The following is a 12,626-nucleotide window of genomic DNA, read 5'->3' on the forward strand; positions in this document are numbered from 1 at the left end:
TTTAACTTTAGCGGTCATTTGACAGCGATTTGGTCAAGACTTTAGATTGTCGTTGAAAGTTGTAAAGAGATTGTTTTTGTTCGGGCAGTTGGTCAATGGTGCTTAACATAAAACCGTGTTCTATAAACCAGTGATGGGTGTGGGTGGTGAGTAAAAAGAGTTTTTTAAGATGTTGATGTTGAGCATTTTGCTCAATGGCGTTAAGCAACTCTTCGCCCAACTCTTGGCCTTGATAATTGGGGTGAATGGCCAAACAGGCCAGTTCACCGCTTAAGTCGGCGTGCGGGTAGAGGGCGGCACAGCCAATGATGTGCTGGTCGCGCTCAATGATCATAAAGTTGGCAATTTCTAGCTCAAGACGTTCGCGCGAACGCTTGACTAACACACCTTGTTGTTCAAGCGGCGTAATCAGTTCTAAGATGCCCACAACGTCTTCAATATTGGCCATGCGTACCTGATGATAGCGGTCGCTAAAAATAAGTGTGCCTGAGCCATCGCGGGTAAACAGCTCTAATAAAATGGCGCTGGGAGTTTGTTCGTCCATTAAATGCACGCGTTTAACGCGGTTATTGGTGACCGAAATTTGCGTTAAAAAGTCAATTTGCTCGGCATCGGTTGATTGAGAAATGGCGTGCCTTAATTGTGGAATGCTTAATTGTTTGGGCAGGCCTGCTAACTGTTGCGGTGAGGCAAACACCATTAACTTATCGGCCTGAATGCTGTTGGCCACGGCACAAGCCTGCTCAAGGGTGTTTAGGTTAAACACCTCACCGGTTAACGAATACGCCAGCGGGGTTAACAGGGCAACTTGTTCAGCGTTTAAACACGCCGAAATCGCCTGATGGTTCATTTTACGCAATCGACCGGTATGCTGAAAGTCGATGCCATCAATCACGCCCTTAGGTTGAGCAATCACCCAATTGCCAGAGGTCACCGTTAAAGGCACGGGCTGCGAGTTATTGGCACGGGTAAACGCCGCTTCGAGTTGACTGCGCACCACGCCAATGGTTTGCTGAAATATGGGCAACATCTCGCTGGTGGTGATTCTAAATTGGTGGTGGTGATCAAAGGGCATATTGGCCAGGCGCATGGCGTGGTCAATTTGCGCCGACGCGCCCATTACCAACACCATTTTAATGCCTAGGTTGTCGAGCAAGGCAATGTCTTGCGCCAGTTGGTGCAAGTTGCTGGGCACCATAATAAGCTCACCTGGAATGTAAATAACACAGGTTTTGCCGCGATGCTGCTCAATGTAGCCAGACGACTGGCGCAAGGTATTAATAAAATCTAATTCAGATTGATTCATAGATGTGCGAAAATAGGTCAATTATTAAATATGCCAACCAGTATACCAGTCTGATTGAACAAAATTAAACACTCGTTTGTGCAGTGCTTAATGGATTGTCAATTTGATTGCATTAAAAGGAGTTTTAAATGCCGCAATATCGTTCAAAAACCAGTACGCATGGCCGCAACATGGCAGGAGCACGTGCATTATGGCGCGCCACAGGCATGACCACAGAAGATTTTGGCAAACCCATCATTGCCATTGCCAACTCGTTTACCCAGTTTGTACCGGGACATGTGCATTTAAAAGACATGGGGCAACTGGTTGCGCGCATTATTGAAGAAGCCGGCGGGGTGGCAAAAGAGTTTAACACCATCGCAGTGGACGACGGAATTGCCATGGGGCACGACGGTATGTTGTACTCGTTGCCATCGCGCGATTTAATTGCCGATTCGGTTGAATACATGGTTAATGCCCATTGTGCAGACGCGTTAGTGTGTATTTCAAACTGCGATAAAATCACCCCTGGAATGATGATGGCTGCGATGCGCTTAAACATCCCGACTATTTTTGTCACCGGCGGCCCGATGGAATCCGGTAAAACCGTGTTGGGTGGATTGGGTATTAAACTTGATTTAGTTGACGCAATGGTTATGGCCGCCGACGCCAAACAAAGCGACGCTGACGTGGATGAAGTAGAGCGTTCGGCCTGCCCAACGTGCGGCTCGTGTTCTGGCATGTTTACCGCCAACTCGATGAACTGCTTGGCCGAAGCCTTAGGCATTGCTTTGCCGGGCAATGGTACTACTTTGGCCACACACGCTGACCGCAAACATTTGTTTGAAGAAGCGGGGCGCAGAATAGTTGAAATCACCAAACAATATTACGAGCAAGACGACGATTCGGTTTTACCGCGCTCGATTGCGACCTATGAAGCCTTTGAAAACGCCATGGTGTTAGACGTAGCCATGGGCGGCTCGACCAACACCGTATTGCATTTGTTAGCGATTGCTCACGAAGCCGAAGTGAACTTTACGATGGCCGACATGGACCATATCTCGCGTCGTGTTCCTTGCTTAGTTAAAGTAGCGCCTAACTCAAAAGAATATCACATGGAAGACGTGCATCGTGCTGGCGGCATTATGCGTATTTTGGGTGAGTTGGAGCGCGGTGGATTAATTAACACCGACGTACCGACGGTGCATTCATCCAGTATGGGTGCGGCACTTGAGTTATGGGACATTCGCCGCACGGACGATGCGGCGGTGCATCATTTCTTTAAAGCCGCGCCAGGTAACGTGCGTACGGTTGTGGCCTTTAGCCAAAACAAGCGCTGGAAAGACGTGGACATTGACCCAGTCAAAGGGTGTGTTCGTGATGTTGAACACGCCTACACCAAAGAAGGTGGTTTGGCTGTGTTGTACGGCAACATCGCCTTGGACGGTTGCATTGTAAAAACCGCTGGGGTTGACGAAGAGCTGTTTAAATTCAGCGGCGCGGCGCGCATTTTTGAAAGCCAAGATTCGGCTGTAGCCGGAATTTTAGCCGGTGAAGTGTTGGCCGGTGAAGTGGTTGTTATTCGTTACGAAGGACCAAAAGGCGGGCCGGGCATGCAAGAGATGCTGTATCCCACCAGTTACATCAAATCAATGGGTTTAGGCAAAGCGTGCGCGCTGTTAACCGATGGTCGTTTCTCGGGTGGAACATCAGGCCTGTCGATTGGTCACGTATCACCCGAAGCGGCAGAAGGTGGTAATATTGGGTTAGTTGAGCAAGGCGATTTAATCGAAATTGACATTCCAAATCGCACCATTCGCGTTGTCCTAAGCGATGAACAGTTAGCAGAGCGTCGTCAAGCGATGGTGTCAAAAGGGCGTAATGCCTGGAAGCCCAAGGAAGTGCGTCCACGTAAAGTCAGTCCTGCGTTGCGTGCTTATGCGGCAATGACTACCAGTGCCGCGTTTGGTGCGGTGCGTAACGTTGAACAAATCGAACACCGTTAATTTTTATTATTTTCTATTTTTTCTAAAGGAAAAAAGATGTTTGCAGATAAGTTAAACCAAGCACAGCGCCAAGTCGTGTTCGATTTGGCGGCTAATATTGCTGCCGCCGACCACAATATTTCCGAAGAAGAGATTCAATACCTAAAAGAGTTTAGTGAACTTTATGGCTTAAAGTACGATTTGGACAAGGCGGATATTAATTTTGATGATGCGTTGGTGGTACTCAACACTAAGCAGGCCAAAATTATTACCTTGCAAGAACTCATTAAAATTTCATACAAAGACGGACATTTTGGCAAGCAAGAACAAGATAAGGTTTTTTTAATTGCCCAAAAGATGGGTTTAAACGATCCAGAGCTTTTTATGCGCGTAGAGCGTTGGGTGCGTCAAGGATTTGATTGGTTGTACGAAGGTGAGCAAATGCTCGAAGATTAGAATGTATGTGCATGCTAGGCGCGTTAAAAATTGTTAAAAACAGTTAAACACGCAAAGATTTGTTAAGTACGCTTAATGTTTAAAACCAGCTAACGCTGGTTTTTTTTGGTTTAACTTTTTTATAATTTTACAAATGGCAGGCCGCACAGATTAAAAATGGCAAGAGTGCATAACGCGCAGATACAAACAAAAAATCCAGCAAAGCTGGATTTAAAGTTAAAACCTTGATGTAAAATTTAAACTTAAAACTTATTTTCTATAACCAGGACCATTAATCTCTAGGCCGTTAGATACATAAGCTTGAAAAAACTCTAAGTTTTTATACTGATCACTTTGTGCTTCAAAAGGTTCAGCACGCATGTTTTCATGACACCCTAAATAACGGTGGTGTAATGTAGTTAGCTTTTGCGCGCCAGCTCTAAACACTGGAAAATGCGATGTATGCCCAATATTGGGTGACAAGGTATCTGCACGAGCATTACGTCCAGCATTGTATGTATGGCATTTTGCACAAGATAAACCAAATTGGCCCGTTGGAGTAATGTAGCTTTTGCGACCATCTTCATAGGCCTTACGAGCACCTTCACTTTCAATTTTAACGTCAATTTTAGCGCCACGAGCCTGGTAAGCTAAATAACCACTCACGTTGGCAATGTCGCCTTCTTTAAGTTTGTATGGCTTCAGGCCAGCATCTGTTCTGCATTTGTTTATAGAAGATTCAAGTGTGACCACTTTTTGAGTGGCTTCATCAAACATTGGATATTTTGGGCGGATTTTTGTCACATCTGTTCCAAAACATTTTTCAAATACCGCTTTATCGGCAGTGTAAAGTTGCTCACCTGAGTCAATTGCGTCTAAATATGGAGGGAACTCTTCAGCGGCTTCCCATTGAGCCATTGCGTCGGCTGAATAAATGTATGCGCCATTAACATAAGCATCCATGGCTATTTTTGGATTTTTAGCTTTGAAGAAATCGACCATCTGTTGGCGATCGGTTTCTGGGTCAATTGCGGCTGCTAATGTAGCGGTAGCGCCGAAAGTTACACCTAGTGTTAAGGTGATTGCCAGTGTCTTTTTCATTTCAATCCTCCGTCCGAGAGCTCTGTATTTTTCTAATTATTATTATTTTTGCTTTGTACTATGACTACGTCATAAAATTTAAACACCAACCGGTAAGGTTGGTGTTTATAAAACTAAATCAATTAAACCTTAATTGTTTCAGTTCCAGTGTCGCCAGCGTTGTCAGTCATAGAAACTACAACTTCATCGCCTGCGTTTGCTTTAACTTTAACAGCCATGTATGGGTTGGTAGAAACCGCGCCAGACCACTGAGAAGTAATAGCTTCAACACCATTAACCTTAATAGAAACCATGTTGATATAAAGAGCTGGATATGGAGTTCCAGTTTTTTGGTTCATACGAAGACCAGATTCCATTGGGTGCTTAATTAACGCTTTAACTTCAGCAACGCCGTTTTCTGCTTTGCCACGCATTCTGATTTGAATTGCCATGGTATTTCCTTTTATTAATTCTTAATCGTTGTACAAAATAAAATAAGCTTTGGTTTAAGGGCGAATTATCCGCCACATCCACCAATAGTTACTTTAACTTCTTGTTCAGCTTTAAGTAGCTTGCCGCCCGCTTTAACAACTGCGACAACGTTCATGGTTTGACCCATTTTGATGCGCGTTGAAACGAAACCAACACCTGCTGCACCAAACGTATATTCACATACCATTGGCTGTGGGTTTTTGCTTGCAAGAATAGAGATTGACTCAACACCAGTAATACCAGAAGCATCAACTTCTACAGGTGTTACGGCACCGTTTTCTGCGATAGCAGGAGCTTTTAATTTAACATCTGCAGAGGCAGTTGCACCAGCAGATCCGTAAACGCTGGTTAAAGCGTCGTCAGTTGTTTTAGCGTCAAATGCTTTTTTGTTCCAATCAGCTGCTAATACGGTGCTAGGTGTAAGTAAACCAGCGTTTACAGCGATTGCTGCTGCGCCAGTTGCAAGGGTGCCTTTAAGAAAAGATCTACGTTTCATAAGGATATAAACTCCCGGTTAAGGTTAGAGAAAAGTTACAGCGTGTAAATGTAATCAACAATTTTGTTGATTTCATCGTCAGTTAAAATGCCGTGTTGTCCAAACGCGGGCATCATACTGTTAGGAACAGAAGACTGCGCCCATATTTTATCGTACAGCTTTTGTTTATCAGGGTAACGTAATTTCATTGCAACAATGGCAGGACCAATGTTTCCAGGTTGTGCGCCGTCAGCAACCATGTGACAGGCTAAACAGTTGCCTTTTGAATTTGCAATCGTTAACTGTTTACCGTCCATAGGCTTAGCTGCTGGTTTAGCGGCTGCTGCTGCAGGTTTGGCTGGCTCTTGAGCGTGAGCTGCAAAAGGCACTGAAATAACCGCTGTTGATAGAACTAATGCTGACATTAGTTGCTTCATTTTAGAATTAAACATTCTACTCCTCCTAAAAGTGTCTTTCGACTTTCCCATTACTTAGGCTGGGATTTTTATTTTTGAACAAGGTGTTTGTTCTTGTTGACCTAGCTTACTCACTTAAAGACCAAACGCAAGTATTTTGAAGGTTTATCCTTATAGTATTATTTAATTAAAACCAAATAAATTTTTATGACTATTGGGCGTTAATCATCTTTATCAATGTTTTTCAATGAGTTGGCATTTTCAGCTTCAAATTTAAAAATTTGGTTGTTAAGCCATGTGTTTTCAGGGTTGTTGTGTTTGGCGGTTTCTTTTTTAGCTTGGCTAAGTAAATAAACGGTGCGCCTTAGGTTGCCAATTTTGGCCTGTGCCAAGGCAGAATAATAGTATGCATAGTTGTATTTTTGTTGTTGTTGATAGAGTTGCACTAGTTTTTCATAGGTTAAAAATCCATATGCGTTATTTTGTATATGGTTAAGCATAGTTTGTATGGCTAATGTCGTTTGTTGGTTTTGAATTAATAGGTCAGTGTATCGAATCATAGACGCTAGATTTTGGGGATGTAGTTCGTGCATGTATTGCCCCAATGCGATGTGTTTGGCTAACTCTTTTGTATACAAAGTGGGTTTTTTAACGATGCTTTCAAATAATAAATTTGCATACAGCGGTTGTTGAGGTTGAGCGTACGCTAAGGTAATAATGCAGTCGGTATGGTCTTTGTCTTTTTGCTCATTATATAACGCTAGTTGTTGGAGTGTTTTTTGGTAGCAAGCCAGATCGCTGTTCGGTAACGCTGTATTTTTGTTGAGCACAGCTTGAGCCAGGCGTGCTTGAATGATTTTTAAATGATAGTTTGGTGCAGGTGCAATAAAGGGCGGTAAAGTTTCGGCGCGATTTTGAGCTTGCGCTAATCGACCCGCAGTAACTGGGTGCGTTCTTAAAATTTCGGGCATAGAGAAGGCGTTAAATTGACTGGCCTTGTCTAAGCGACCAAAAAAGTCGCCCATAGCGTGCGGGTTGTAGCCGGCTTTGTGTAAAAATCCAATACCATGTTGATCGGCTTCAGTTTCGTGTTGGCGTGAGTTTTTTAGTTGTTGTTCTATGTTTAAACCCATGCCACCCATTAACGTGGCCATTCCCGCGCTGGGGTCGTGCATGCCGATTAATACGGCGGCTATTAATGAGGCAATGCTGCCTAGATTTCCTGTGCTGTTTTGGTATTCGTAGCGGCGCGATAAATGGCGTTGGGTTACGTGCGCAATTTCATGCGCGATGACCGAGGCGAGTTCATCCTCGCTTTCTACGGCTATAATTAGCCCAGTATGGATGCCAATAACTCCGTTTGGGCCCGCAAAGGCGTTAATTTCGGGATTGTCTATTACGTAAAAAGAAAAGTGTCGATTGTCGCCAATTACGCCGGTAATTTTATGACCAATGCGCCTAATGTAATCGACCACTTCGGGGTCGTAATTAAGTGTGTATTGGGTGTGTAATGCCGTGGTAAAAGCATCTCCCAGTTTTTTTTCAGTGGCTTGATCGTATTCAATTAAGTCTGGCGCGCCTAAGTCGGGTAAATTGGCTGCATGTATATTAAAAGACGCACAACCAAGGGCCATAATGACCACGGTGATAAAATGCTTAAATTTTAAATAAGGTTTATGGGCGGTTAAGTTTGAATGAGTGTCTTTCATGGCTGTCTTTTTTAGGTTTAATCGTTTGAGTAGGCATGATACCAACGCAACTTGAAGTATCATAATGTTCATTTTAAGTTAAAGGTCTCTATTAAAGTAGGAAACGCTATGTTTGTTTTAGATGTTACTCATCAGCCTTGTCCCATGCCCATTATTAAATTAAAAAACATTTAGCGCACAATCCATCGGTGGAATTGTCGTTTTGGCTTGACGTGTTGGACGCGGGTGCACTTAAAGATATTCCCGCGTTTTGTCAGCAGCAAAAATTAGAGTGTGAGCTAGTGCAAACCCAGCCGGTTATTCGATTTAAAGTCTCAAGAAAGGCCGCGCTATGTCTTTAACTTTAGCAAAAGACGCGCCCAGTCAATTTAGTTTAATTCAGACCAAGGGTACGTTAGATTGGGCGTATCCTGGTTTTATTTTGGCCAGTACCGCTGCGGCGATGGATAAAGACGTTGAGTTGTTTTTTACTTTTTATGGTTTGCAGTGCATTTTAAAGCAGACGCAGCATCTTAAAATATCACCATTGGGCAATCCGGCAATGGTTATAAAAAGCCCTAAAGGTCCTGATTGGTTTAAAAGAATGGACTGGAATAAAATGCTACCAGGCCTGGTCTGGGGCTTGCCAGGAGCGTCAAGTTTGGCCACTTGGGGATTTAAGCAGCAACTTTTGGCACAGGGACAAGTGCCCTTAGAAGAGCTTCGTGAGCTGTGCCTAGAGTTGGGGGTTAAATTTACGGCATGTCAAATGTCGGTCGATTTAATGGGGTATGATTCCACTGACTTTATGCACGGGGTTGACTTTGCAGGAGCGGCTACTTATTTTGCGAACACGCCTAATACGCAAAGCCTATTGATTTAAAGTTGATTTAAAAGTGTGAGGCTAATAACTCTGAAGGGTCTAATATAACTTGCTAGAATAGAACTAATAATTAAAGACAATGAGTAATCTTACTTTTAAGAGGTGTTATGAAATCATTTGAACGAGGCATTTATTTACTGCCTAATTTAATGACCACAGCGGCGTTATTTGCTGGGTTTTATGCGGTTATTGCCGGTATTCAGGGTAATTTTGAGGCGGGTGCAATCGCTATTTTTGTGGCTATGGTGCTTGATGGTTTGGACGGGCGGATTGCACGCATGACCAATTCGTGCAGTAAGTTTGGGGCAGAGTACGACAGTTTGTCAGACATGATTTCATTTGGACTAGCACCCGCCTTGCTGGTTTATCAGTGGGCATTGCACGATTTTGACAAGCTTGGCTGGTTGGTAGCCTTTGTGTACACCGTGGCCGCGGCGCTTAGATTGGCGCGTTTTAATACCCAAGTGGGCGTGGCCGACAAACGCTATTTTCAAGGTTTGCCCAGCCCAGCGGCGGCGGCGCTGATTGCCGGATTAATTTGGATGGCTGAAACTAATCATTTAAGCACGGGTTTTGAGCCAATGGTGGCGTTAGTATTGACGTTGTTTGCTGGAATAATGATGGTCAGTAACAGCCGTTTTAGCTCGTTTAAAGAGTTAAATTTAAAAGGTAAAGTGCCTTTTATGACGTTGCTGTTGGTGGTGCTGGTGTTGGTGGTTATTACTCTAAAGCCTGCCATGATTTTGTTTTTAATATTTTTAGCTTACGCCGTTTCAGGCCCTATATTAACCTTAATCACATTAAAGAAAAGCCGAGCGTTAAGACGTCAAAATCGAGAGTACGCCAGCAAATCGTCCATGACAGAATCGTCTGCTAAAACGTCTGCTGAAGCGTCTACTGAAACGTCTACTGAAACGTCTACTGAAACGTCAGTACAGGCGGATCAGGGCAACCAAAAAAACGATTAATAAATTGAGGCCTTTGCAGGGAAAACGCACGAATAAAAATGAGCAAATTTTAATCGTTTTTATCCGTCCCGTACCCTGCATAAAGCCTCGCAACTATTTAAAAGCACGTATAAAACAAAGAGAACAGCATGAAAGATCATCTAATTATATTTGATACGACTTTGCGTGACGGTGAACAAAGTCCCGGCGCATCCATGACCAAAGAAGAGAAAATTCGTATTGCCAAGCAGTTAGAGAAGTTGCAGGTTGACGTTATTGAAGCAGGCTTTCCTGCGGCCAGCAGCGGAGACTTTGAATCGGTTCACGCCGTGGCCAGTGTGGTAAAAGACAGTATTGTGTGCGGGTTAGCGCGCGCCATCGAAAACGATATTGTTAAAGCGGGAGAAGCTATTAAGCCGGCTAACGCAGGGCGAATTCACACCTTTATTGCCACGTCACCCATTCACATGGAAAAGAAATTGCGTATGACCCCCGACGAGGTGGTCGAAAGAGCAGTTTGGGCGATAAAGCGAGCGCGTGACTTTACCGACGATGTTGAGTTTTCGCCCGAAGACGCAGGTCGTTCTGATGTAGATTTTTTATGCCGCGTGATTGAAGCGGCCATAAATGCCGGCGCAACCACCATTAATATTCCCGATACGGTTGGATACAATGTTCCGCATCAGTTTGGTTTGTTATTTAAAGAGCTAATTGAGCGCATTCCTAATTCGGACAAAGCTATTTTTTCGGCGCATTGTCATAACGATTTAGGTTTGGCAGTAGCCAATTCATTGGCGGCGGTAAGAAATGGAGCGCGTCAGATAGAGTGCACTATTAATGGCTTGGGTGAGCGCGCTGGCAATACGGCCTTAGAAGAGGTGGTGATGGCCATTAAAACGCGTCAAGATATTTTTGATGTGGACACGCGTATTAATACTCGCGAAATTTTGGCGGCATCGCGTTTGGTGTCGAGCATTACTGGTTTTGCGGTACAACCTAATAAGGCCATTGTGGGTGCTAATGCGTTTGCACACGAGTCGGGGATTCATCAAGATGGTGTGTTAAAACATCGTGAAACTTATGAAATTATGCGTGCCGAAGACGTTGGCTGGAGCACCAATAAAATGGTGTTGGGCAAACATTCGGGGCGTAATGCGTTTAAAACTCGTTTAGAAGAGTTAGGCATTGAGTTTGAAACCGAGCAAGAGTTAAATGAGGCGTTTGTTCGGTTTAAGGAATTGGCCGACCGTAAGCATGAAATTTATGATGAAGATTTGCAGTCGTTAGTAACCGATAATAACGCGCAGCGCGTTGAAAACGAAACGTATCGCCTGGTGTCTTTAAAGGCGTCAACCGAAACTGGCGAAAGCCCCCGCGCCGAAGTCACCTTGTGGATTAAGGGCAATGAAGCGAGTGCTTTGTCTTTTGGCGGCGGATTGGTGGATGCAACCTTTAAAGCCATTGAGTCTTTAGTTAATTCGGGTGCGACATTGGAGTTGTATTCGGTTAGCAACGTCACCAATGGCACCGATTCTCTGGGCGAAACATCGGTTCGTTTAGAAAAAGGTGGGCGCATTGTTAACGGTCAGGGGGCGGATACCGACATTGTAATGGCGTCGGCTAAAGCCTATATTAATGCGTTAAATAAGTTGCTGGGTATTTCGGCCAAGGCTCACCCGCAAGCGCATTTATAAGCCTATTGACCTTGTTAACCCTGTATTAACCCAACGCTGTTAGAAAGGGAAAAGTAAGGCTTTTATAAACCCTAAAACCCGTTTTGTAACGGGTTTTTTATTGAAAGATGGTATGGCACAAATGCCCAATTCACTGCAAGTATTTCAACAATTAGGCGGCGTTGTTTGGGTCACCAGACCTGGTTATATGGCATCGCCGTCAACACCTTTTGCAGAGCCGCTTACTGCGTCTTTGCCATTGGTTGAGCCCGTTAAAGAGCCTAAAGATTTAGAGCTTACCAGCATTGTGCTGTTTGGCGCAGGGTTGGACGCACTTTGGCAGGATGAAAGTGCGCTGGGATGGCAGTTATGGCAAAACATTATGTTGGCGTTTGGATGGGATGACACGCAAATTGTCTTTTTTGATACGGCGCATTTGGTTTCAGAAGAGATGATGTTTTCTACCGTTGAAGAGGTTATTAGTCTAGGCGTTGAATGGGTGCTTACCATGGATGAGTTGCATGAAGTAAACGAGTCGTTGTCTGAGGGTGTTGCGGTGGTGAGCGTCCCCAGTATTGATGACATGTTGGGTGATGCACGAGCTAAACAACTTTTTTACACCACCGTGCGCGGTTTAATTTAACAACAATATTTAGCGATGTCAGTAACGATGAAAATACCTCAATCCATAACGACGTTAGAAAGTAAGTCTGAGCTTAAGAATAATGTTAACTGTACCTTTAGTTACATTAGGGTGATGCAAGAGGCCGATTTGGATTGGGTGTTGGCGGTTGAGAATAACGCCTATGATTTTCCGTGGAGTCGCCAAGGCTTTGAAAACAGTTTAGATCAAGGGCTTAACTATGTCTTTTGCACACTGGATCATACCCGTTTAGGTTATTGTTGTATGTTGCCGGTGTTAGATGAAGTCGATGTGCTTAACATTTGCATTGTGCCACAGTTTCAGGGAACAGGGGTGGCTAAGCAAGCCATGCAAAAAGTGCTGGATTCTTTGGCGTTAGCCGATTACAAAGTGGTGTTTTTAGAAGTGCGTGAGTCAAACGAGCCGGCGTTAAAGCTGTATTCTGGTTTGGGGTTTAATAAAAACGGCGTTCGTCATAATTACTACAAAGCCTGGGTTTGGGATGAAGATGTGTGTGATTTAATAGAAGGAAAAGAAGACGCGATTTTAATGTTGCGTTCATTGCAAAGGGTGTAAGGTCGTTACAAACAGGTGTAAAACAAAAACAGTGATTAACCAGGCCTG

13 protein-coding genes are annotated in these 12,626 nt (G+C 44.1%); 7 read left to right on the forward strand and 6 right to left on the reverse strand.

The window, feature by feature from the left end:
* Nucleotides 1–7: 7 nt before the first annotated feature.
* Nucleotides 8–1,306 (reverse strand): amino-acid N-acetyltransferase, encoded by a 1,299-nt coding sequence (gene argA / locus EP181_RS02555; RefSeq protein WP_127470266.1) that lies wholly within the window; start codon nucleotides 1,304–1,306, stop codon nucleotides 8–10.
* A gap of 128 nt (nucleotides 1,307–1,434) precedes the next feature.
* On the opposite strand from argA, the gene ilvD reads away from it, so the two are divergent.
* The gene (gene ilvD / locus EP181_RS02560) at nucleotides 1,435–3,291 is read left to right on the forward strand and encodes a dihydroxy-acid dehydratase (RefSeq protein ID WP_127470267.1); all 1,857 of its coding nucleotides are present in this window, start codon (nucleotides 1,435–1,437) and stop codon (nucleotides 3,289–3,291) included.
* 36 nt (nucleotides 3,292–3,327) lie between these two features.
* A complete protein-coding gene (locus EP181_RS02565; protein WP_127470268.1) occupies nucleotides 3,328–3,726 on the forward strand; it encodes a tellurite resistance TerB family protein in 399 nt (132 codons plus the stop codon).
* 249 nt (nucleotides 3,727–3,975) lie between these two features.
* On the opposite strand, the gene soxA is transcribed toward EP181_RS02565, so the two are convergent.
* From soxA to EP181_RS02590, 5 genes are all read right to left on the reverse strand, one after another.
* A complete protein-coding gene (gene soxA, locus EP181_RS02570; protein WP_127470269.1) occupies nucleotides 3,976–4,806 on the reverse strand; it encodes a sulfur oxidation c-type cytochrome SoxA in 831 nt (276 codons plus the stop codon).
* Nucleotides 4,807–4,928: 122 nt separating this feature from the next.
* Nucleotides 4,929–5,237, reverse strand: a complete 309-nt coding sequence (gene soxZ / locus EP181_RS02575) for a thiosulfate oxidation carrier complex protein SoxZ (protein WP_127470270.1) — start codon at nucleotides 5,235–5,237, stop codon at nucleotides 4,929–4,931.
* A gap of 65 nt (nucleotides 5,238–5,302) precedes the next feature.
* Entirely contained in the window at nucleotides 5,303–5,773 is a 471-nt protein-coding gene (soxY, locus tag EP181_RS02580) for a thiosulfate oxidation carrier protein SoxY (protein ID WP_127470271.1), read from the reverse strand.
* A 35-nt stretch (nucleotides 5,774–5,808) separates the two neighbouring features.
* On the reverse strand, nucleotides 5,809–6,204 hold the full coding sequence (gene soxX / locus EP181_RS02585) for a sulfur oxidation c-type cytochrome SoxX (RefSeq protein ID WP_127470272.1): 396 nt from the start codon (nucleotides 6,202–6,204) through the stop codon (nucleotides 5,809–5,811).
* A 185-nt stretch (nucleotides 6,205–6,389) separates the two neighbouring features.
* A complete protein-coding gene (locus tag EP181_RS02590) occupies nucleotides 6,390–7,877 on the reverse strand; it encodes a M48 family metallopeptidase (protein WP_172959673.1) in 1,488 nt (495 codons plus the stop codon).
* 331 nt (nucleotides 7,878–8,208) lie between these two features.
* Here EP181_RS02590 and EP181_RS02595 point away from each other — a divergent pair, with 331 nt between their 5' ends.
* The 5 genes from EP181_RS02595 (at nucleotide 8,209) to rimI (ending at nucleotide 12,578) form a co-directional block, all read left to right on the forward strand.
* The gene (locus EP181_RS02595) at nucleotides 8,209–8,739 is read left to right on the forward strand and encodes a DsrE/DsrF/DrsH-like family protein (RefSeq protein ID WP_127470274.1); all 531 of its coding nucleotides are present in this window, start codon (nucleotides 8,209–8,211) and stop codon (nucleotides 8,737–8,739) included.
* Nucleotides 8,740–8,846: 107 nt separating this feature from the next.
* On the forward strand, nucleotides 8,847–9,707 hold the full coding sequence (pssA, locus tag EP181_RS02600; RefSeq protein ID WP_127470275.1) for a CDP-diacylglycerol--serine O-phosphatidyltransferase: 861 nt from the start codon (nucleotides 8,847–8,849) through the stop codon (nucleotides 9,705–9,707).
* Nucleotides 9,708–9,835: 128 nt separating this feature from the next.
* Nucleotides 9,836–11,380 (forward strand): 2-isopropylmalate synthase, encoded by a 1,545-nt coding sequence (locus EP181_RS02605; RefSeq protein ID WP_127470276.1) that lies wholly within the window; start codon nucleotides 9,836–9,838, stop codon nucleotides 11,378–11,380.
* A gap of 100 nt (nucleotides 11,381–11,480) precedes the next feature.
* Nucleotides 11,481–12,002 carry a hypothetical protein gene (locus EP181_RS02610; protein WP_172959674.1) on the forward strand — a complete coding sequence of 174 codons (522 nt, stop codon included), beginning with the start codon at nucleotides 11,481–11,483 and terminating at the stop codon, nucleotides 12,000–12,002.
* A gap of 27 nt (nucleotides 12,003–12,029) precedes the next feature.
* Nucleotides 12,030–12,578 carry a ribosomal protein S18-alanine N-acetyltransferase gene (rimI, locus tag EP181_RS02615; RefSeq protein ID WP_172959675.1) on the forward strand — a complete coding sequence of 183 codons (549 nt, stop codon included), beginning with the start codon at nucleotides 12,030–12,032 and terminating at the stop codon, nucleotides 12,576–12,578.
* Nucleotides 12,579–12,626: the final 48 nt, after the last annotated feature.

It is taken from the genome of Thiomicrorhabdus aquaedulcis, assembly GCF_004001325.1.
Classification (GTDB): domain Bacteria; phylum Pseudomonadota; class Gammaproteobacteria; order Thiomicrospirales; family Thiomicrospiraceae; genus Thiomicrorhabdus; species Thiomicrorhabdus aquaedulcis.